This window comes from Paraglaciecola hydrolytica (genome assembly GCF_001565895.1).
In the GTDB taxonomy this organism is placed as follows: domain Bacteria; phylum Pseudomonadota; class Gammaproteobacteria; order Enterobacterales; family Alteromonadaceae; genus Paraglaciecola; species Paraglaciecola hydrolytica.
In genome coordinates, this window is record NZ_LSNE01000005.1 from 168,214 (window position 1) to 190,883 (window position 22,670).

The following is a 22,670-nucleotide window of genomic DNA, read 5'->3' on the forward strand; positions in this document are numbered from 1 at the left end:
AAAGAAAAACCCCAACATTTTTTCTATGAAAATATGGGGGACGGCACTTTTAACTTTAAATCCGTTGCTGGCATTCAAGACGCCCATCCTTCTCGCGCTTTGATTACCGATATCAATAATGATCATATTGACGATGTGATTTTGTACGGCCCTTTATCGGTGTGGTTGGGTAATGGTGATTTTACTTTTACTGAGGTGACATCGCAGTTTCCAAAAGCGGTAACTGAGTTGAATAACATTATGGCCATCGCAGATATTGATATGGACAATGACGGCGATCTTGATTTGTATCTGGCCAGAGGTAAGGAATTCGAATTTGGTTTGGGCGAAACCCCATCTATGGACTTTGATCCCATCGCTAAAACCTTTTCTATTAAACCTCGGGGTTTTAAAGGTGTGGATGAATTTGAATTTACTGCCGAGGGTGATATCCATTTTTATAATTATTACTTTTTAGCCCAAGGGGAGTTTAGAGGTAAAGACTACCCCTTATTTTTGGGCAGTAACAAAGACGCTACCGTGCTGGCTAACAATCAAGAATTGACCATTAGCCCTGCTCAAGCCCAGGGCTGGCCCGATGATATTTCACAAAACGGCATGTATTTTGGCCATATTGGTAAAGGCAAGTGGAAGGCTGCGCTAGTGCGCAACGGCAATATATTTTGGGGCTTTAAATTTAGTTTAAATGGCGTTAACTCTGTTACACCTAAGTTCACCCCACAAAATCGTAACGAAGCCGATGTGCTGCTGCGTAACGATGATGGCAAATTTACCGATGTGTCTCAACAATGGAATATCCCAAGTGGTGGTAATGCCCTAGGGGTGACAGTAGGTGATTTTAATAACGATAGTCATCAGGATCTGTTTGTCTATCGTTGGGGCTTTATTCAGGGGCGCAGCTCTGACTATATGTTGTTAAACAACGGCAAAGGTCAGTTTGAAACCGTTACCATGCATGGCGCCAATGATGTAGGTGGTCCAGGCAATGGTGATATGGGCCAAGCCTTTGATTTTGACCTTGATGGCGACATTGATTTATTAAATGGCAGCGAAGGCGGGCAGTGGTATTTATATGCTAATCAATTATTCAACCAGCCAACTAATCAGCCATCCGAGCAGAAAAACCAACAGGGCAATTACGCCTTGGTTAAAGTGGGTTATGGGCCCAAGACTCATATCGATGCGATCTCTGCACAGGTTATCCTCAAAACCGCTAAGCATACTTATCGTAAAAGAGTGGGCTCTGCCGGGGAGATATTCTCACAAAGTTTACTAAATATTGTGCATTTTGGCCTTGGCGAACAGGAAAAGATCGACAGTATTGAAGTCAGATGGCGTAACGGCGAGACCATAATCATTAAGGACAAAACAGTGAATGCCCTGTTTGATACGGATAAGGTTGATCCCGTATCACTTAAACTTGAACCCGCTATGCTTAAGCTCAGACGTGGTAGCTCTGTGCAGCTAGATGCAGCAATTTTACCTGCTAATGCGGATAAAAAACTAATTTGGTCAAGCAGTAACGACGCTGTGCTTAAGGTTGATCAACAAGGTGTAGTGACTGCCTTAGGTGAAGCAAAAGATACGGCGTTTATTACCGCAACCAGTGAAGCGAATGGTTTACCTGCTAGCACTAAAGTGAGTATCGAAAATTGGTACCCTATACAGCTAGAAACGGTAAAGATTGCTGCGCCAGCTACTGAATTGTTTAGTGGCCAATCATTAGACTTATCCGTAACGGAAATGCCACAACAAGCTGATGATGTGAGTTTGGTGTGGAGCAGTAGTGAACCCAATATTGCTACTGTGGATGCTAAGGGTAGGGTGACTGCGCTGACGAGTGGTGAGGTTATTATTCGTGCTCAATCGCAGGTTTACCCAGCCATTGCCGATGAAGTTAAACTAAACATCAAAGCCTTTATTAAACCCTATATCAAAATTACCAATGCAGATGAACTGGCTAATGGCGCGCTTGTGGTTGGCCAAAATATCACTCTCAATGTGGAATATCATGCTGGTACTGGCCATAAGGTGATTGCCTCGGACGAGGGCGGTATACGTTTCTGGTTTCGTCACTTTAAATATGAATGGATCCCAGAAAAAGATACGGTATTGGTAGACGCTAGCGCTTTAAAAACTGAATCAGGTTCGTCGTCGATGACCTTTTTGCTAGAAGGCTTAACACCCACGGCAGAGCTCCCTGAAGGGCAGTTTTATTATTTACGTGCGTCTTTTACTTCGAGTGACGGTAATAATTATGATTCTGCAATCTATCCCATTAATATTGTGGCGAAAAAGTAAAAGCAGACTAGGCAGGATAAGCAGAATGAACAGAATAGGCGGGATAAGCAGTCAATAGTTGAAAGCTTAAGGTAAAAGCGATTTTACTCTGAGATCACGGAGTAAAACTTTGTGATCTCTGCTAGGTTGATTGTTACAGTGTTGAGTTAAGGGAGTATAATCCATGACTATTCCAGCGTTTGTTACTCAATCAGAGTCTACTGTGCGTGCTGATTCACTTTACCGCCCCCATCCTGGTGAAGTGTTCCAACGTCGTTGTTTGTCCAAAACCTCACTTAAACAAGATGAAGTGGCTAAACGCATTGGTATTTCTACCAAGCATTTATCTCGTTTTACCAATGGTCATGTCAGTGTCGGTGTTGAACTTGCACTTGCACGTAAGTTAGAGGCTTGTACCAATATTAGCGCAGGGGCTTGGCTGCATTATCAAACCCAATATGATTTTTATACCCAAACAACCTGAAGATACGATTTTCAGCGTTTCTGAGGGAGCTTAGTTCCAGGCGAACTGATGCAGGAATGGCATTACCCTTTCAAATCAGTTCAACACCGAAATAAGCTCCCTCAGAAGCGCCGTGCCGGTGGGTTGAAATCCGTTTTATACCGCGTTAAATGCTTTCGATTTAGTCCCTTTCTTATAAACAAAGAACACCTTCAAGCATTTGCCTTGTCTAAAACGGATTTAATTCCCACTGAAAAATGTGTATGGAACACATTTTAACAACCGCAGGTTGACCTATGGTGAATACCATGGACGGTATTCATAATCCTGCATCTTCAGGTTGCTTGGGTATACACCAATGAAAAACTGGAAAGCGCAGCTTCATTAATGCTGGCGTAGTGTCTCGATCTTGATGTCAATATTGGATCTGCAGTTTAAGCAAAGTGCAGTAGATGTCCTAAAAGAGTAAGCTCATTTAGGACATCGTTTTGCATCACATTTTTGTGTAGAAAATAGCCTTAGCTGCTTATACCCAACATCATTGGAATTGCACGGCGGCAAATGAATGCAGCCAACAAACCTGCAGTTTCAAGGATGAAGGCTATACATCTTATTGGCTTCAAGATCGTTTAACACAAAAGTCTCACCATTTCTCCAACGTACCTCAATGCGTTTTATGTGAGTCTCTTGGCCTAGACCAAAATGGACTTTGTTGAGCATGCTTTGTGAAAATGACTCACCTGCAGAGCCCACTCGTTTTTTATATTGTTTACCTGAAGCGGTAGTTATGGTTACCACTGCTGAATAGGCGTCCACCTTGTTAATTGGGCTATAATCTACATCCACCAATACAAAGTTATTGGTATTATTACTGACGTTTTTATACAGGTACCAATGGCCTTCTTCTTCACTGCCATTTAGCATGTCGATTTGCCCGTCCAAATCAAAATCAAAAGCTTGACCCATATCACCATGCCCTGGATCTGTAGGGGTAAAAGCGCCATGTTGGGTGCTTATTTCAAAGCTATTGTTGCCGGTGTTAAGTAAGACTAAATCGGCAATGCGCTCTTTTAAAAAGCCATAACGATATAAAAAGATATCTTCAAAACCATCATTGTTCATATCACCATGAGTCACACCCCAATGATCTCCACCTGGGGGCAGGTTCCATGCATCCGACGCATCCACAAAGTGGTCGCCTTGGTTAATTAACAAGATGTCTTTTTCGTTGCGGTAGTTAGGTGGCCATTCATGGCTTACATCGCTGACACCCGTAAGTGAAAATGAAACACCCCAAAAAACATTTTGCTTTCTGACCCATTCGGCTCGCCATTGGCCATTACCAAGATAACCAATATACATGCCGTTGTTTTCTCGGCTTTGTGGCCAGCCATTAGCCATGTCTTGGCTAATATTTAGCGACATGGGTGCAGACCGCATTTCTATGGGCCGTTGTCTGTCTTGAAAGCCTTTGGCATTAACGACATGGCGGGTTTTGTTGTCACCCAGATAAATCGCCCAGCCACCATCATATAAACGATAAACCAGCTCCATATCCGACAGGTTAATGTCACCCTTGGCAGAAAAATTGATCAAGGTTGTACCGGTCTCGCCGTTGTCACGTATATCGAGCTTTTTATTGTTAGGGTTAAAGTCGATGGACTTGTTGGAGAGTTGGTAATGAGTTTTACCACGGGCAAAATACAAATCAAATAAACCATCATTATTAACGTCGAGTTGGGCGGCATTAATGATGTGTTCTTGGCCATTGATATGTTCAGGTAACCACTGTTTTGAGACATCAGTAAAAGTCCAATCGCCATTATTTAGCCACAGTGAAGCGGGTGAAAATAACAAAAAATCATCTTTGCCATCGTTGTTAATGTCAGTCACTAGTACACGCTCAGCATAGGCGTCTTGTAAGCCTGTTATTTGTGTATGAGTAAAAGTGCCATCACCGTTATTTTTATAAAAAATTTGAATAGGCCCGGAATAGTTGGGTGTTTGTGCATTGAATAAGGCGATATCTAAGTCACCATCCAGATCGATGTCGACCCAACGTGGCGAGCGCCCTCGCGCGGGCAGATTAATACCGGCAGCAGTAGAGACATTAATAAATTGCCCTGAGTCGTTGCGGAATAATTCATAAGAGGTGGGGTTAGTACCACTGCCTCCACCTAGGGCTATCAACAAATCTAAGTCGCCGTCTTTATCATAATCACCAAAGCTGGAACCATGTAAATCTCGAGGCGAATCAAATAAGCGCTGGATACTCACTTTGCCCTTGTTATTGGTCACGATTTGCGTGGGGATATGATTATGATTGTTAAGGGCAAAATCATAATCACCATCTTGATCATAGTCGGCCACGGCAGGCCCACCGTATTTGTAGGTTTCTTCGGTATCAAGGCCAATCTCTTGAGAAATATTGCGATAACTTGGCAAGTCGAGCCCGTTTATGTCCTCAAAGTAGGCATGGTTTATAGTGATATTATTGCTACGCCCAGAAAAGCTTAATACTTGCTGGCCCAATTTTTTAAAGGGCACTAACACATTTAGAGTATGTTCACCTGCACTTGGAATATCCATATTGTCTACCAGCACGTCGTTGTTGGCAGATAAACTCAAACTACCATAATGTTTGTCGAGGCTAAGATGGAGAGTCAATTTTTTAAGTAAAGAACCCTGTACTTCATAATCCATTACATAATTGGTTTGATTATTGATTCGCACTGCATTATTAATCACAGGCTGACTTGGTGAGGCGTTATGCTTCGTTTGCTTATCTATTACGCTACTGCAAGCGCTAATAAATAGGCTTGTGGTGAAGACAATCGCGCTTACACTGATTGCGCTGCTTAGTTTATTCATGACCTAATAACCCTATGTCGTGTTGTTAATTTTGACTGCATTAATTTGAACGGGTATGAGCGTCTTCATCCACTTGTATAAAGTCTAATTTTGCAGGTTTTTTGGGTTGCACTATGTCGCCATTTGTCGCCGCTGAATGGCGGAATATATACATGCGATCACCGACTTCTCTAATGCTTTTTACCAATTCAGGGAAGGGTTTATCAGCCAAGTCCACAATACCCACATTGTAGTTTTCTCCATCGCCACGGCCTGTAGGTGGTTGTTCTGCGTACTGAAACCAGTGAGTACCGATAATATAGGGGTTGAGCAGGGCGCTGTTTACATATTCAGTATAGAGTTCTGCACGCTCAGACTGGCTGGATGCTTCTACCACACCAAGATGCAACGCGCCGCGATCTAAAGAGCCAAAATGAAACTCGCCTATAAGTATGGGGCGATCCACACCTTCGGGCAAACCAACATCGGTCACGTTATATTGGTACTTATTCATACTGATCACATCGGTATACTCAGCCGCAGTATGAATAACGGTATCGCTGTTTGCCCAAGCCAGACGACAACCAAGGTACAAGGCCTTAGGGGCGACTTTTTTCAGTTCGTTTTTTACCGTTGAGAAGTAAGTTTGAACAATTTTTTGGTAAAACAACTGTAAGTCATCCCAGGCTTTGACTTGATCTGGGGTTTCAGTTGAGGCCAATAGTGCATTCCACGACGAGTGTTGTGTGCCCCATACTTGGTTAAGTTTATTGATGGTTTTATATTTAGCTTTTAAATCCTTTAAAAACTCTACTTTGGCTGGTTGCTCTGCTGGACTAGCAAGTGTCGCAATGGCAAGGGAGCCTTCCGCACCCCAAGATAGTTCGTTTTCAATAAAAAATCCTAATAACCAGGGATCATCAACAGTATGTTGGCGCTTAGAAAGGGATTTTTTTAATTGGCTGCGAAAACTAGGATCAAACACATCGTGGAATTTACCCCAATATCCGTTTGAAGCTGCAATCTTTTTGGTACCCGTAACCCATACGGTTTCAGTGTAAGGCGTTTTACCTTGCATGGTCAGCTCTTTATCAGAGGCCACCCCTAGGCTATTCATGCCCCAGCTGTGTAGGCGAGCATGGGTAACACGATCAAAGTCTTGCTTCCAATTTTGCCCATATTTTTGATAAAGGTTTGACGCAGTAAAGTTATAGGTTTCACGTTTGTCTAAGGTGCTGTAGTAACCATGTGATGCTCGCTCTTCACTTGAATAAAAAGCGCCGTAAGCTGTGTCTTTTTCTGGTAGCCACTCAAAATAGTTTTCTCTATCTGTGGTGCCTGTCGTTGCGGTTGCAGCGTTAACCACACCAACACCATGGGACCAAAACAAACGCCCATCAGGATCCACAAACCACCAAACGTCGTTGTACTTCTCTACTCTAAAATAGCCTGTTGCTTTGAGCTGGGGACCGTCTTTCCAACCACCGTATTGGTTAAAATTAGCCGGACTAGGATTGGCTGCTAATTCACGATCTTCCTCAATAGCTTGTTGCCGAAGATCGTCTACAGAAAGCGTTTTACCTGGCCAATGGGCGTGTTTGTATTGACCAAAACGATCAACAAAGGGCAGAAAACCTGCAGGCTCAACCCAACGTACTGGGTTGGTGGCTCGAATATTATCGATTAATAACTTGTGGTTGGCGTCAGGGGAATTAATGGTTACCTTCACTTGATTGATAGCGCTTAAATCAGTTTTTGCCTGCCCTGGTGCCGCCCGCATCGCTAATAATTGCAAAGGTTTAGTAAAACGCCATGGGGAGGTAATGATATCGTCAGACACTGTTTTGGTTTGACCTGGCGCTAAATCAAAACGAATTTCCATTTGCCACGCTTCCATGCCGTCAGCCGGATCGCCCACTTTAAATATGATGCGCGCTGTCTGGTCGCCGGCGTTGGTGATGTCCATTTTTACATGGTAATAATCGTTTAGATCCCAGCTTCCATTTGCACGTTTAATGGTGACACCAGGAGCGCCCGAGCGCATGCCTGTCTCAACCAATAATCGTTGCGAGCCATCTTTATGGACAAGGCTCACCTTTGCATCACTTGTTTGTGCAGATCCCAAATCAAAACCTTGTTCAAAATCAAACAACGTTAAGCTATCAGGCACCGCCGTATTGGGGGCAGAGTTGGCTAAAGCGTTACCAGACATCAGTAAAAATGCGAGGCTAAGTCTTTTAATCGATTGCATATTAAGTTTCATCGTAAAAACCTTTTTATATTCAGCAAAGAAGGAAATTGGGTTTGATTGTTGTCAAATGTTAACATTTAATTATTAATTTGATCTATATTTTTGTATTAAAACATAGCTGGTTTGCGGCTTATTGATATTAAGGTAATTGCCTCTGATGAGGGCGGGCTTAGATTTTGGTTACGTCACTTTAAAAGTGAATGGATCCCAGAAAAAGATGCGGTCTTAACGGACTCAAGGATATTAAATACCGTCAAGCGTACATCTTCTATGACAATTTCGTTGGATGGTTTAAGACCTAAGGCAGAATTACCCGCCGGTCATTTTTATTACTTACGCGCCTCATTTGCCTCAAGCGATGGTAATAACTATAACGCGGGTATTTGTTCAATCAACATCGTAACGCCCAACAAGCACTATTACTGGGCGCTGTGCACTAAGCCAAGTAAGCATTACTTACTTGGCTGATAATTGTTAGTGAATAGGGCTACCATATAAGTCGAGTTCGGTTACCGACCACGAATTAGTTGAGCTGCCGTTTTTCAATATAAATTTAATAAAACGAGCTTGCTGACCTAAAGTATCACTGATCCTTTGGTCTCCTTTTTGAATATTATTGTCAACCGTTTGCCAATTTATACCATCAATAGAAAATTGTAGATCAAAGGTTCTTGCACAATTCCATACCCACTCACGACACTCCATTTCGACTCGACTAATGTGATAGGTTTGGGGTAATTCAACTTGTAGCCACATACCAATACTTTGTAGTGCTTCGCTGTCCCATTTGCCCCAATCGGCCTTACCATCAATTATGGCAGCAAAGTTTGTTGAATTATGGCTGGCAGTGAATTTCCATGCATTTTTATTGGTGATTTTGTTAGCAAAGGTTTGATTTAATTCTGCTAAGGTCCACGGAGTCTTACGCTCATCCAAGGTTCTAAGTTTGCTTATCTGTTCAGGTGTAATCATGTCTGCTTGGTTAGCAAAATTATTTCGAATGTAGGTTAATACATCGGCAATCCATTGATCATCGTTTGAGGCAATTGATGCCATCACCCCACCAACATAGTTAAGCTCTTCGATTGGGCCGGATAAACCGTCTAAAACAATACGCCCTAATATGGCCAGATCACCATTAATTCTTGGGTTGTTTTCAAAGGATGGGGCGATGAGATGTTCACCTGCAGGAGTTCCTTTGCCGTCAGGTCCGTGACAACTGGCACAAAGTGAATCAAAGTGTTGTTTACCGCGATTTACTGACAAGGCTAATTGTTTGTTGCCTTTGGCAAGAGCAGCTTGAATTTGTTTTTCTTTTATTTGATACCTAAGTGCTTGATCAATAGCCGCGATACTTTTCTGCAGTGGGTACTTAGCTAATATCTGCTCACGGATGTTATTACGCATTGGCTCTGGCACATCAACATAAAAAGTAGATAGGAAGATCTGTTGAGTTAACTCTAGATCGGCGCTGCTAATTAAGGTCTGCCATACTGTCAGCATTGATTGCTCATCTTTAGTGACTAATTGTTCCGAGATGCGTAAGGCTGCCACACGAACACGTTCATCAACGTCAGTGAATTTCTCGATTAATAAGTTTTTATCCACATTGCCTAGGCCTTCCAGTGTCCACAATGCATGTAAACGAGCCAATGGATTATCATGGCTTGATGCCATTTTTTGCAGCGCTGGCACTACGGATTTATCTTGAGCTAGGACGATAAACTTCTGCGCATTAATACGCCACCACTGGTTAGGATGGGCAAGGTGTTGAAGCAGTTGCATCGGCGTTTGTGCATACATGTTTGGCTTTTCACCCAAATCAACATCAGGTTTGGTGATGCGATAAATACGCCCACGGCCGATAATTTTATCTAGGCCAAATTTGTCGATCATTTCGCGCAAAAAAGAGCCTTTTTGAGTCCAGTTGCCTTCTTGAATAATACCGCGATACATATCCACAAGATAAATAGTGCCATCGGGGCCGGTTTCACTCCAAACGGGTCTAAATGCCGTGTCGGTAGAGGCAATAAATTCCTTTTGTTGTGTTTGATAAGGATGGGAGATGATTGAATAACCTTCATTGCGTTTAATGTCCGCCCGGCGGATCAGATTACCCACTGGCTCCGGCGCAATGTAATTACCGTAAATTTCTGGAAATTTATCGCCTAAATAAACACTTTGACCGGCGATACCAGTAAAGCGATTGAGGGTGTTATCGTCACGTAATCTGAGTCTGCCGCCTTGTACATCTGGGGTCTTCTCAATGGGAAAGACTTCGTTAAACCCTGGAGTGGTTTCTCCTTCGACCGGGATCATGCCGTACACACTGGGATATTGAAAACTGAATGCCGGATTTTCTGCCCCTGCCGCTGAATAATAAATGCGGCCCATTTCATCCTGGCCTAAACCCCATTGACCTCCGCCATAACGCATTTCTTGGGCGATAACTTTGTCACCTTCTATGCGATAGCGCTTGTTGGTATAAGTCACATATAACCAGTTATCAATACCCCAAATAAGCCCGCTAGGTTGATGTTCTAGGTTGCCACCTCTGGGGCCGCCCTTAAATATGGTGCTACGTTTCTCGGCCACACCGTCACCATCTAAATCTTCCAGCAATAAGAGATCAAATGTATTGGTTTCTCGCGCAATAATTTTTCCGTCGCCCAAGGGCAGGATCATTCGAGGCAATAATAAGTTATCGGCAAAGATAGTCGAACTGTCCATCACACCATCATTGTTGGTATCTTCAAGGCGTTTTATGCGGCTAACAGGATCCATTTGGCCACTGCCATCAGCATCTAACATATAAGTTAACATTTCCGCTACGTACATGCGGCCATTGCCATCAAAAGCCAGTAAAACAGGCTCTTCTACCATAGGTTCATGAGCCACCAATTCCATTTTAAAACCGTCTTGCACCACCATAGTTGCTAAGGAATCTTGCGGGGATAAGGCTTTAATCAACTCATCATCCTGCTGTTGAACAGTGCTGTTTGGTTTAAGGTCATCAATTGGTGGATTTTGACATCCCAATAACAGAAAAAAGGTAAGGCAAAATTTCGATTTTAAAACGGTTTTTAGCATGAAATAACTCGTTATGATTTTGATTTAATGTTAATTGCCGACAATTAATAAATGATCATTGGTGTTATAGCAATTGTGAGCCTTTATTTACGCGTTATGAAATTTAGACGAATTGTCAAAATGGTTAGAAAAGTCCAGCTTTGAGACTTTTCTAATGAATAAATGCATTTTTAAATTAGACAAGATTAGCCGGATTTAGCTCTTGGTTGTTATCAGCGAGTTTTACTTGGTCGACTGTTGTACCACTTTTTAGCAGTTTAGTGGCAACTACATAGGCTTTGGCGTTGTTAACGGCATCTACGGCCAGTAAAGTTTCATCTTTGAAATACCACAGAGAAAATTTGTGTTCAGTGAGCCCGTCATCACTGAGTTCTTTTCTGAGCACAATGTTGTTGTATCCGGTGGATAAACCCACCATTTGTAATTTAACCTCGTATTGATCAGACCAAAACCAAGGCAAGCTGTCGTAGATTGGTGCCTCACCACAAATGGACGCTGCCGCCACTTTGGCTTGATCGACCGCATTTTGCACCGACTCTAAACGGATGAAACGGTCGTAGTGGGGATTGAAGTGGTAGCTGCAATCGCCGATGGCATAAATATCAGGATCACTACTGCGTGCTTGGTCATCAACCACGATGCCGTTATTGATATCTAACTGAGCAGCCTGCGCCAATTCAGTATTGACCCGAATACCCACACCTACAACTATAATGTCTGCGGGATACTCGCTGCCATCATCACAGATAACCATGTTGTAATCTGGGCTTGTGGTAATGCGCGCCACGTTTTTACTGGTGAGTATCTCAACGCCGTGTTGTGCATGTAATAGGCTGAAAAAGTCAGACATCACTGGGGCAGTCACCCGAGCCAATATGCGTTGTTCACGCTCTAATACCGTCACACTCGCGCCCAGTTTTCTCATGGAAGCGGCTGTTTCTAAACCAATATAACCCCCACCTATAATGACTACGCGTTTACTGGGGCTTTGCTTTAAAGCAGAGCGGATGTGATTTACATCGGCTGCGGAGCGCAAAGGATAAAGTTGGTGAGCTTGCTCAAGTCCCGCAATCGGCGGAATAAAAGGCCTTGCACCAGTGGCGATAACCAGTTTGTTATATGAGTGAACCTTGCCGTCAGAGGTGGTGATGGTATGGTTACTTTTATCAATGGCGCTGACTGTCAGGCCTAGATTGAGTGTTATGTTTTCTTTTTCATAACTGTCGGCCGACTTTAGTAGATTTTTTTCAATACCATCGTCGCTGGTTAAATAGGCCTTGGATAAGGGAGGACGGTGATAAGGCAAGGTTGGATCGGCATCAAATAGTGTTATATCACCATCCCAGCCAGCTTTACGCAAAGCAAAAGCACAATTTACTCCTGCATGACTGGCACCAATAATGATACAACGTGTTGTGTTTATAGCCTTATCTTCCATCATCTTATTCCTTAATTGGCGACAGTTAGCACTATGCCATCTAGCGCATCACTGATTTCAATTTGGCAGCACAAACGGCTGAATTCACTGACATTATCATCCAGCTCTAACATGTCTTTTTCGATCTCGCTGGCTTCACCGGCTAGCTGCATTTGATCTGCTTGAACATGCACATGACAAGTGGCGCAAGAGCATACTCCGCCGCAATCGCCATCAATGCCTTTAATACCGTTTTCCACCGCCAGTGCCATCAATGAGCCAGACTGACCTTCAACGACAACGCTGATGTTGTCTTGAGTAATAAATGTAATTTTTGCCATGTTTATTAACCTTAATAGGATTTGATTAAAAAATTGCTGCTGTTATTTGTTAGGCCGTTTTTTAGAGCATTAGGCTGGATTAAATTTTACGTTTAAGTTGTGGTAACCCACTTTGCGTTTAAATTCATCCCAATGTTCGATGTTTTCTTGGCCATCAATAAAGTCAATGGATTGCACGTTTTCACACAATACGTTGATAAGCGTGCTTAATATTTGTCGCGCATGAGTTGCACCCAAGCAGTTATGGTGGCTAAAACCAAAACCAACGTGAGGATTCATTTTACGATCCAACACTACTTCATTGGGGTTTTCAAAAACCGATGCATCACGGTTGGCTGAGGCCCAGCACAAGGAGACTCGTGTATCGGCTTTAGCGGCGTGTTCACAAACTTGAGTATCTTCTGTGACTACGCGGCCCATATGGGTTAGGGGCGAGAAGTAACGGACAAATTCTTCAATTGCGCGGCCACGTATTTCAGGCTCATCACGTAGGCGTTGGAGTGATTCAGGGTGTTCTGAGAAATAAGCTATGGTATTGGATACCGCATTGATCACCGTATCGCGACCGCCAGCAAAGGTTAAAATCATCACACCTTTGATTTCTTCTTTGCTCAGTTTATTACCATTGACCTCGGCCGCCAGTAACATGGAGTACAAGTCATCACCGGGCTTAGCCATGGCTTTGTCAATTTGTGCATCAATGTAGTCGTACAGAATATTGGCTTTGTCGCCATCCAGTGCTTCACCTTCGCTACGAAATACATGAGTGCCCCAGCTGATCCACAATTCGGACTCGGCAAAAGGAATGTTCAACAGGAGGGTTAGGGCGCGTGACTGCAAAACTAAGGCGAAGTCTTCAATCACCTCAACCGGCTCACCCAGCAACACTGATTTTACTAAAGTTTCAATTTGTTGATGTAATTGCTGCTGATAGTCAGCTTGTAATGGCCGTTTAAACCAAGGCTCAAGCAGCTCACGAAAACTCTTATGTAGGGGCGGGTCAACTTCAAAGGGAATTTGACGAGTGGTGCGAATGCTAACTTCAGAAGGCACCACAATACGTCCGGGCACAGCGCCAGATTGAAAGGTCTGCCAATTATGGGCGCACTTTCTAACATCTTTTAGTCTGAGCAGCATAGTGACGGGATCATCTTGATCACTGACTTGTGCATAGCCTTGTTCGACTCTTGCTTGCTCAAAGGGATCGTTGATTGCGCTGTGTTTCATTTTTCTCTCCGATTAACTATCGATGATCTGGTTAATGTTACTTTAATGCACTTTATTGCCGGTTAATTTCAGATAATCTGCAAAAAGTATCAAAAATATGCTCTATTGGTGATTTTGTTCAAGCTCATTGAAGAAAACTAAGGTTTTACTTAGATTACGGTGCCAATAGGGCCATTCGTGACCACCCTCTAGTTCTTCATAATGGTGGGGAATATTTGCTGCTAGCAAAGCCTTGACCAGGGTTTGATTGCTGCTAAGTAAAGAGTCTTGTTTGCCACAATCTAAACGTAATGGCGGTAGCTTATTACTGTGTTTTTGACACCAATACATAATATCGGCTTCATGTGCATCGAGGGTGTGATATTCGCTGATGGCTTTGTCTGTGAACAAGGACATATCAGTGAGTTGAGTGATAGCTGAATGAGCAGAGATACCACTAAATTTCTGTGCGTATTTCGCCCCTAGGCGTAATGCACCATAACCCCCCATAGATAAGCCACTAATATAAAGGCGACTGGAACCGCTGGCAGCATCGACTGTTTGTATAACGGCGCTAAGCACATCATCAACTATCCATTGTTCAAAGTTACCTTGTTGCAAGGGCAGGTAGGCAGAACCTTCCCAAAGACCACCGTCTGAGGGCATAACTAAAATAAATTCTGACAGTCCCTGTTGGCGTAATTGCTCATAAACTACATGGGCACCACCCAGATCCATCCATACCCAATTGTTGCCATAGACTCCGTGCAACAGCACAACAATCGGCAGGTTTTTAGCGCTGCTGTAAGCGTTGTAAACCGTGACGTCTTGCCGCCTTTGTAGATTGTCTGAATGCAGGGTCAGTGTCAGGGTATTGTGCCGTGCATAAAGTGGATTAGATTTTTCGATTCGCGTGACGGTCATTTGATTATTCCTTTTTTGTTCTTTGTTTAGCCACCACTTCAGCCATCCAGCTCATCAAATACCACTACACCTTTAGCAATGCGGCCATTTAGCAAGTCGTCAAAACCTTGGGCGATATCCTCCAACTTATAGGTTTTAGAAACCAGTTCATCGAGTTTCAATTGGCCTTGTTGATAGAGGTCAAGAATGCGTGGGAAATCACGTTCAGGGTTACACATGCCGTAAAGGGGATTAATGTAAATTTTGTCCCACTCAAAGAGTTCACAATCAAAGTTTATGCGTTGTTCAATGCCGCTGACTTGCACTGCGGTACCCGCGCTTCTGATCAAAGCTAATGGCGCCGAACCCAGAGCAGGAATAGCAGTGCATTCAAAGGCATAGTCAGCACCACGGCCATGGGTTAAGGCTTTGACCTGGGCTTTTACTTTAATGAAATCAATGTCTTCTTTGTCGGCAATAATGCCGTGAGTGGCACCAAATTCTTTGGCTTGAACTAGGCGAGCGTCGTTAATATCAATGGCGATAATCTTAGCCGCCCCCGAGTTTTTGGCTCCTTGAATGGCATTAAGGCCTACACCACCACAGCCAATGACACATACCGACGAACCCGCTTTGACGTTGGCGGCATTAACCACCGAACCCCAACCTGTCATCACACCACAACCAATAATAGACGCGGCAGCAAAAGAAATCTCATGGCTAAGTTTAACCACAGCCGCTTGTTTAACTATTGTGTATTCACTCATAGTGCCTAGATGGAAAGAGCGTTCGATGGGCAGTTCGTTATGGGTCGAAGATTCAATATGGGCATGGCCGGCTAGGGCGCAACCACACACAGGGGAGTTAACTTCACAGATATGTACATTGCCTTCGCGGCATTGAAAACACTCGCCACAGGGAATGGCCCAATTCAAAATCACTTTGTCGCCAACCACTACCTTAGTGACGTTTTTACCCACAGCTTGCACACGTCCAGCCCCTTCATGGCCAACAATAAAGGTTTTGTTCCAGTTTTGAATGGAATCCCAATCGGTATGGCAAATGCCAGCTGCGGCAATTTTTACCAGTACTTCATCGTCACCGCAGTCACCTACCTTGATAGTATCGAGGTGGTAATGACCTTTGCCGTTGGAAATAATCGCCTTGGATGTAATCATAATATTAATTCTAGTTAGGCCAAAAGATGTGTTATTTGAACATATATCAAACGTAATAACTGTCAATTTTAGTATAATAAGTATCGTTTATTTGATGTTTATGTGGATATGTCCGGTGCTTTATGCGATTAAGTATCATTTATGTGATAATTTTCAGTGTGTGAAAATCCCGCTAGTAGGAGCTATCGGTAATCAATAATGTGTTCGGTTTAAGTTATGGTAACTGTTTATTGTTAACAATGTAAGCGTGTTGTAAACATTTTGACTTATGTATACATGGAACATGTATGAAGGAATATGATTAGCAGTTTATTTTTCTGCAGACGCATATAGCGTTGAGCTTTCCAACAAGTAGAAAGCTCAACTTATGATTTAATTTTTGTTACCACCAAGTTGAATAGAGTAAGACTAAAATTACCACCACAACAATTGCGGATATATTAAAGCTACGTTCGGTATCAAAACTAATTTCATCAAGATTAACTGAGCTATTAGTTTCAGTTGTTTTGCCTTGCAGTGACACAAAGATGGAAAGTGCAATACACAAGAGGAAGACCAAACCGATGCGATCCATAAAGGGTAATTCTGGCCATAGGAATTTAAACCCCACGGAAAACACCGCAGAGCCTACCGCAGCAGATAGGGCACCTGCAGAAGTCGTGCGCTTCCAAAACATGCCCATTAAGAATATTGCGGTAATACCTGGGGAAAATAACCCAGTGAATTCCTGTATATATTGAAATGCTTGATCAAATTTACCCAATAACGGCTCTGCGGTTAGCAGTGCAATACAAAGTGAAACAAGGGTCGCGATGCGACCGATATGAACATAGTGACGTTGGCTCTTAGTGGGCTGTAGATTTTTGTAGATATCCATAGTAAATATGGTTGAAATACTATTAGTCATGGAGGCCAGTGATGAAACGATAGCTGCCACTAATGCAGCAAAGACTAATCCTTTAATACCCGCTGGCATTAATCCCATCATCGAGGGATAAGCTTGATCTGGAGCAGTGAGGTTAGGATATAAAACCAGTGCGGCAATACCGGGTAGAACCACAATAATTGGCATGAGTAATTTCAAAAAGGCCGCGAAAACAATGCCTTTTTGCGCCTCTTGAATATTTTTAGCGGCCAATGCTCGTTGGATAATATATTGGTTAAAACCCCAATAACCTATGTTCATCACCCATAAGCCGCCAATCAGAACTGATATACCAGGTAAACTCATATAATTGGGGTTGTCACTTGATAAAATCATATCGAAATGATCGGGCATTTTTTCGGTAAGTATATTGAAACCAGCGATAAAACCGCCACCATCGGCGACTTTTTCTAAAGCTAAATAACTCAATAACAAGCCACCAAACACAAGCAATACAACTTGAATAATATCGGTATAAGCAACGGCTTTTAAGCCACCATAAAGGGAATACGCCACTGAAAGCACAGCAAGAAATATCATGCCAAACATCCAGTCAACGCCGGCGACAGTCTGGATTGCCAAGCCTCCTAGCCATAATACTGAGGTTAAATTAACGAAGATAAATACCGCTAACCAAAATAACGCTAGGGTGGTTTTTACGCGACTATCAAATCGTTGCTCAAGGTATTGCGGCATGGTAAATATTTGATTTTTCAAAAAGATAGGTAACAAATATTTGCCCACTAAGATTAGTGTGATAGCGGCCATCCACTCATAAGAAGCAATGGCTAAACCGATTGCATATCCTGAGCCAGACATACCAATAATTTGTTCAGCAGAAATATTGGCTGCAATTAGAGAAGCGCCTATTGCCCACCATGGCAATGATTTGCTGGCAAGAAAGTAATCCTCAGTATTTCGCTCACCTTTGTGATCATTACGTGATATCCACAATGCAATGCATAAAAGTCCAATGACGTAGACTATAAAAACGGTAAAATCGAGTTGTTCCAATTTCATTTAACACACCTTTGTTCTAGTTTTTGATTAAGGTTTAACCTTGTCATTTATTTGTCTTTTTCAGCCTAATTTGGCAATTTTAAAGTTTTGACAATTGTCTTAAAGACATTATGAATATTCATGTCACGTCAGAAAAATAGTGGATTGACGATTAAAGACTTCATTCGGGTGTTTTGCTACATCCACCCAAGACCTTCAGTGTTTTGCGCAAGTTATTATGGATTTTTTAAGGTATACCCTTTTTTTTCTCGCTACTACGCAGCACTAATTTAAGCATTAATCAAAAGATAGAACTGTTACTTAACTTTCAATAAATGTTAACAATATGCTTTTTTTAGTTAATTATTCATGTTAACTATATATTTAATGTTATATATATGTGGTGCATCTTGGTGAGAAAAGTACAAGTTTATTGTGAACCTTTTTGTATTGAGAAAGGTTATCAGTTTGAAATTCATAACGTTCAATATGAAGAGAATGATGCCTATTCGTGTTTTTTGCACTTTCATGAAGTGCACGAATTTATTATTTTTGAACAAATCGATGGTTGTTATTATTACAACCAAGGTGAATCAAGACTGATAGATAACGATATCGTTTTTACTCCCGCTTTAGAAACCCACAATTTTGATTTGAGTGAGCGACCAAAGTCTTGGTATATCATCCAATTTTTACCTGAATTATTTAACGAAGTTGAATTGCAAAAAGCAAGTTCCTTACTGCAACATGGTCAACATTTGCGACTACCGCAAAAAGATATAGAAATCGTGCAGCAGATGGTGAAATGGTTACATCAATGCTATCAAAACAACCCCTTGAGCGGAGAAAGTTTGATGTTGTTAAGATTGATCATTCTGTGGATTGCAGAGCATTCTCAAGCGGTAACAACTCCCAATAGCATGCCAATTACATCCAGTATTGGCTATGAAAAACTATCTCCGGCTATCGATTTATTTCGACAAAACAAGTCGGTAGAGTTGACTCTAACTGAGGCGGCTAGTTTGTGTCATATATCACCTTCTCATTTTTCACGTATGTTTAAATCTATTTTTCGCTGTAATTTTTCACAATATAGCTTACAACATAAACTTTACAGTGCCGCTAGATTGATCAGCCAAAGTGATAAATCCATGACAGAGATAAGTTACGAGCTCAACTTCTCCAGCCCATCACACTTTATCTCTCAGTTTAAAAAACAGTTTGCGGTAACACCTAAAAAGTATCGGAGCGAGATAAAACAAAAAGTTTAGGTGAAAATATAACCTTGATTTCAGGTTTTTCCTTACTTTAATAGCGCAACAAAATATGTCTGCAGGTTTATTGTGAGGCAGTTTTCCAAAATGCTCAGTATTCTACTTTCACGTTGAAATATTGTGAATTTTCTCTTAGATAAACTATATCCATGTTTACCCATGGTCAGTTCTGTGCCATTACCCAAGTTACCTTTGTAATTTTCGAGCCGATCCTTTTCTTCACGACTAAACATCAATTGGCCAATTTGTGCTAATTGGTATTGCATATACAAACATCATATGTTTATATATTGCCAATGGTTTAACAATAGAATACAAATTTGTAACAAAGCCGCTATAACCCAATTTGTGCTGTCACTATGTAATGAATACATATGGTCGTTTTGTGGGGGCAGTGAGTTTGCATGGGCAGCTATCAATGAAATCTACATTTACTAAAAGTGCGTTATGTCTGGTTGTTATGCAAAGTTTGTTTGCATGTAATAGTGACGGCGAACAAGAATCAAGCGTTACCCAAGCTCAAGCTTCAGCTCCCGCAGTGAGTGCGGCTGCATCGTCGTCAGTAAGTCCTCTATCTGATCCTACAAACTCAGCAGGTTGGGTGTTAAATCAAGACATCAGTGATGAATTTAACGGCACTGAAATTGACCGTAACAAATGGTTAGTACAAGGTGACAATGGTGACTACTACATTTGGAAAGGTCGCGCGCCCTCACAATTTGTTCCCCATAACGTCTTAGTAGAGGATGGTTTTTTACGTTTGCGTTCACAGTGGGAGCCTGATTATCAGTTTGCCAATGAAAACTATGCGGATGGTTCGGTTGATGCTAAGTATGGAGAGCATGAAGGCAAACCGATGCCAGTGACAACGGCGGCTATTGTCAGTCATAAACGTTTTCTAAACGGGTATATGGAAGTTCGTTCTAAAGCGATCGATGCGGCCATGACCAGTGCGTTTTGGGCTATAGGTTACCAGTCTGAAATTGATGTTTATGAGCAAATGGGCAAGCCGAAAATTCAGGGCAATATCCGCGAAGACTATATTAAATCAACAGTACACGATTGGCGTCCGCCAGCTAAACGTCCTACTTGGGCTTTTCAGCACAGTGAAAAATATCCGTTTAGAGTGGCCGATGAATTCCATGTTTATGCCGCAGAGTGGGGCGAAGACTATTTCAAACTGTTTACTGATGGTAAAGAAATCTATTCAGTGACTAAAGCAGAGTTAGGTGACCGTTGGGTATTAACTAACCCAATGGAAATCTGGTTAGATTCTGAGATATTTCATTGGTTAGGCATGCCCCATGCTGAAGAATTGCCCGCTACCTTTGATGTTGACTATGTGCGTGTGTGGCAAAAGCCGCAAACAAACTTATTACAACGTCAGTTTTTTGGTTTCGAAGGGCCTATTTTGTTTGAACAAAATCCACGCCCTTTAAAATTGGTGCCTGAAAACTCAGAAAACGACGATTATCAAAAATTTTGGCACATTGACGAGAGCTCAGCCAAACAGGCCTCTATCGTGTATGACAACTTTAACAAAGGTAAACGCAGCTTAAAAATTAGTGCAGCCAGTACGGCAACTAGTCAGTTAACCAAGGTAGTTGCACCTGCTGGTGCACTGTCATTGCCCGCAGGTGAATTAACAGTTTCAGTATCCATATGGATCCTACCTGAAACCCAATTAAGTCAACTGAGTATTTTGCTAGCAGATAATAATCAAAGCCTTGATTTTGATTTGAGCAAGGTGACTAAAGGCAAATGGGTAACACTGAGTCAAACTATTCAGCGGTCGAATCCATCCAGCGCGAGCGACACGTTAAGCATCCAATTGGATAGTAAAAATATCACCGCAGGTGCAAGCACTATCTATATCGATGATATCGAAATTCAACAGGTTAAATAACAGCGCCACTAGAGCAGAGTTGAGGATAATTTAATGATACGTAGACTGTTAACATTAGCTTGTTTGTCTATCACCATGGGTACTTCATGTGCGGCTGATAAAGTCTCCAGTGCAGAAGTGACCAGTGCCAAACAACCCAATGTATTGATTCTGATGTTTGATGATATGCGTTTTGATACGTTTTCGTATCGTGGTGGCCCCGTCTCTACACCTAATATTGATGCTTTAGCTCAGCAAGGTACGCGTTTTGATAACGCCATGACAACGACGGGTTTATGTTCACCTTCTCGGGCAGCCATGTTCACCGGGCGCTGGGGCCATAAAACGGGATTAGAGGATAATGTGGGTTTATATCACTCTCGTGTATCTGAGTTGGATGTATCTGAAGGTGGTGTGATTAAACGTGCTCACGATGCAGGATATGAAGTTGGCTATGTGGGCAAGTGGCATTTGGGGCCTCAAGGTCCTGCCTTACGTGGCGCTGATTATATGTGGGGTCATGAACATGCCAATGAGCGTCATGGGCGTCAATGGACACCCTATGTCATGCAAGAAGAGATGGCCAATTACAACCAAGGTGGGCGCGATGCCAAGGGTGAAAAACACTTATATTACCAAACTTTACCCGGTACCTATGAAACCTCGCATACTGCAGAAAACGTGCGTCATGGCCAAAAAATGCTTAAGGATTTTGCCAGCAAAGACAAACCCTTTTTTAGTGTGATCAGCTTTGAACAGCCTCATCCTCCCTATAGAGTGCCAGAGCCTTATGCCAGTATGTTCGATCCTAGTACCCTTGAATTACCCCTAAATCATTTAGCAAAACGTCAATTTAAACCCATGTCTCAAGATGATGCTTGGTGGCCTTGGCATGATGTTGAGCACATGACTGACGAAGATTGGCGTAAGTCACGATCTTATTATTACGGTGCTATCGCCATGATCGACCATGCCATAGGTGAGATTATTCAAACCACTAAAGAGTTAGGTGTTTATGCTGATCTACGCATCATAGTCGTAGGTGACCAAGGCAGCATGTTGGGTGAACACAGTCTGTATGACAAAGGGCCCTATGCTTACGACGAACTCATGAGAATGCCACTGATTATTCGTGATCCGGCACAAGCTCCACGCACCATCACCAAACAAGTTTCTATGTTAGATATTGCGCCTACTTTAGGTGACTGGATGGGACTCAAATCGGACGGTGATGTGGATGGCCGTAGTTTAGTCAACTTAATGCAACAAGGTGATAGCGCCGACCAAGGACGAGTGGATCAAGCCCTGTATGCCTATGAATGGTACAACGGAGGATGGTTTGGTATTCGTGCCCTGCGTACTCCTGAGTTTAAGTTTGTGTGGAATCCTGGTGATAGTCGTGACGAGTTTTACGATCTGAAAAACGACCCAGTAGAGTTAAATAACCTAGTTAAAAATCCTAAATACAAAGCCCAATTGTTAGAGATGATCGCTTTGTTAGACGCAGAGCTAGTGCGCACTGCCGATCCTTCAGTGGTGAAGTTTAGGCAGCAAATGAAACCCTATGTGTCAGGCAAAGATGGCACTTATCAGGTTCACTAACACAGG

The 22,670-nt window shown here is 42.5% G+C and carries 14 protein-coding genes; 5 read left to right on the forward strand and 9 right to left on the reverse strand.

Annotated features, from left to right (window positions below; genetic code table 11):
- On the forward strand, positions 1-2,301 hold a 2,301-nt coding region (locus AX660_RS08715), incomplete at its 5' end, for an Ig-like domain-containing protein (protein WP_068375649.1).
- A gap of 163 nt (positions 2,302-2,464) precedes the next feature.
- Complete coding sequence (locus AX660_RS08720; protein ID WP_068375651.1) at positions 2,465-2,764, forward strand: HigA family addiction module antitoxin; 300 nt, start codon at positions 2,465-2,467, stop codon at positions 2,762-2,764.
- A gap of 567 nt (positions 2,765-3,331) precedes the next feature.
- Here AX660_RS08720 and AX660_RS08725 read toward each other — a convergent pair.
- The 9 genes from AX660_RS08725 to AX660_RS08770 all read right to left on the reverse strand — a co-directional run bounded on the left by AX660_RS08725 (position 3,332) and on the right by AX660_RS08770 (position 17,924).
- On the reverse strand, positions 3,332-5,614 hold the full coding sequence (locus tag AX660_RS08725) for a CRTAC1 family protein (protein WP_068375653.1): 2,283 nt from the start codon (positions 5,612-5,614) through the stop codon (positions 3,332-3,334).
- A 40-nt stretch (positions 5,615-5,654) separates the two neighbouring features.
- Positions 5,655-7,856 carry a beta-galactosidase gene (locus tag AX660_RS08730; protein WP_068375655.1) on the reverse strand — a complete coding sequence of 734 codons (2,202 nt, stop codon included), beginning with the start codon at positions 7,854-7,856 and terminating at the stop codon, positions 5,655-5,657.
- A gap of 462 nt (positions 7,857-8,318) precedes the next feature.
- A complete protein-coding gene (locus AX660_RS08740; RefSeq protein WP_235594700.1) occupies positions 8,319-10,814 on the reverse strand; it encodes a DUF7133 domain-containing protein in 2,496 nt (831 codons plus the stop codon).
- Positions 10,815-11,109: 295 nt separating this feature from the next.
- A complete protein-coding gene (locus AX660_RS08745; protein ID WP_068375661.1) occupies positions 11,110-12,372 on the reverse strand; it encodes an NAD(P)/FAD-dependent oxidoreductase in 1,263 nt (420 codons plus the stop codon).
- An 11-nt stretch (positions 12,373-12,383) separates the two neighbouring features.
- Positions 12,384-12,692, reverse strand: a complete 309-nt coding sequence (locus AX660_RS08750; RefSeq protein WP_068375663.1) for a 2Fe-2S iron-sulfur cluster-binding protein — start codon at positions 12,690-12,692, stop codon at positions 12,384-12,386.
- A gap of 69 nt (positions 12,693-12,761) precedes the next feature.
- A complete protein-coding gene (locus AX660_RS08755; protein ID WP_068375665.1) occupies positions 12,762-13,919 on the reverse strand; it encodes a cytochrome P450 in 1,158 nt (385 codons plus the stop codon).
- A gap of 102 nt (positions 13,920-14,021) precedes the next feature.
- Entirely contained in the window at positions 14,022-14,822 is an 801-nt protein-coding gene (locus AX660_RS08760; protein ID WP_068375668.1) for an alpha/beta hydrolase, read from the reverse strand.
- Between the two features lie 38 nt (positions 14,823-14,860).
- Positions 14,861-15,979 (reverse strand): Zn-dependent alcohol dehydrogenase, encoded by a 1,119-nt coding sequence (locus AX660_RS08765; RefSeq protein WP_068375670.1) that lies wholly within the window; start codon positions 15,977-15,979, stop codon positions 14,861-14,863.
- A gap of 382 nt (positions 15,980-16,361) precedes the next feature.
- The gene (locus AX660_RS08770) at positions 16,362-17,924 is read right to left on the reverse strand and encodes a sodium/sugar symporter (RefSeq protein ID WP_068375672.1); all 1,563 of its coding nucleotides are present in this window, start codon (positions 17,922-17,924) and stop codon (positions 16,362-16,364) included.
- A gap of 392 nt (positions 17,925-18,316) precedes the next feature.
- Here AX660_RS08770 and AX660_RS08775 point away from each other — a divergent pair, with 392 nt between their 5' ends.
- From AX660_RS08775 to AX660_RS08790, 3 genes are all read left to right on the forward strand, one after another.
- The gene (locus AX660_RS08775) at positions 18,317-19,174 is read left to right on the forward strand and encodes a helix-turn-helix transcriptional regulator (protein ID WP_068375674.1); all 858 of its coding nucleotides are present in this window, start codon (positions 18,317-18,319) and stop codon (positions 19,172-19,174) included.
- Between the two features lie 421 nt (positions 19,175-19,595).
- The gene (locus AX660_RS08785) at positions 19,596-21,083 is read left to right on the forward strand and encodes a family 16 glycosylhydrolase (RefSeq protein ID WP_068376976.1); all 1,488 of its coding nucleotides are present in this window, start codon (positions 19,596-19,598) and stop codon (positions 21,081-21,083) included.
- Between the two features lie 33 nt (positions 21,084-21,116).
- A complete protein-coding gene (locus tag AX660_RS08790) occupies positions 21,117-22,664 on the forward strand; it encodes a sulfatase-like hydrolase/transferase (RefSeq protein WP_068375678.1) in 1,548 nt (515 codons plus the stop codon).
- Positions 22,665-22,670 lie beyond the last annotated feature (6 nt).

Bases quoted from the DNA above. Each gene is read 5' to 3' on its own strand.
- AX660_RS08720 (WP_068375651.1), top strand. From the start codon at position 2,465: ATGACTATTCCAGCGTTTGTTACTCAATCAGAGTCTACTGTGCGTGCT.
- AX660_RS08725 (WP_068375653.1), bottom strand. From the start codon at position 5,614: ATGAATAAACTAAGCAGCGCAATCAGTGTAAGCGCGATTGTCTTCACC.
- AX660_RS08730 (WP_068375655.1), bottom strand. From the start codon at position 7,856: ATGAAACTTAATATGCAATCGATTAAAAGACTTAGCCTCGCATTTTTA.
- AX660_RS08745 (WP_068375661.1), bottom strand. From the start codon at position 12,372: ATGGAAGATAAGGCTATAAACACAACACGTTGTATCATTATTGGTGCC.
- AX660_RS08750 (WP_068375663.1), bottom strand. From the start codon at position 12,692: ATGGCAAAAATTACATTTATTACTCAAGACAACATCAGCGTTGTCGTT.
- AX660_RS08755 (WP_068375665.1), bottom strand. From the start codon at position 13,919: ATGAAACACAGCGCAATCAACGATCCCTTTGAGCAAGCAAGAGTCGAA.
- AX660_RS08760 (WP_068375668.1), bottom strand. From the start codon at position 14,822: ATGACCGTCACGCGAATCGAAAAATCTAATCCACTTTATGCACGGCAC.
- AX660_RS08765 (WP_068375670.1), bottom strand. From the start codon at position 15,979: ATGATTACATCCAAGGCGATTATTTCCAACGGCAAAGGTCATTACCAC.
- AX660_RS08770 (WP_068375672.1), bottom strand. From the start codon at position 17,924: ATGAAATTGGAACAACTCGATTTTACCGTTTTTATAGTCTACGTCATT.
- AX660_RS08785 (WP_068376976.1), top strand. From the start codon at position 19,596: ATGAAATCTACATTTACTAAAAGTGCGTTATGTCTGGTTGTTATGCAA.
- AX660_RS08790 (WP_068375678.1), top strand. From the start codon at position 21,117: ATGATACGTAGACTGTTAACATTAGCTTGTTTGTCTATCACCATGGGT.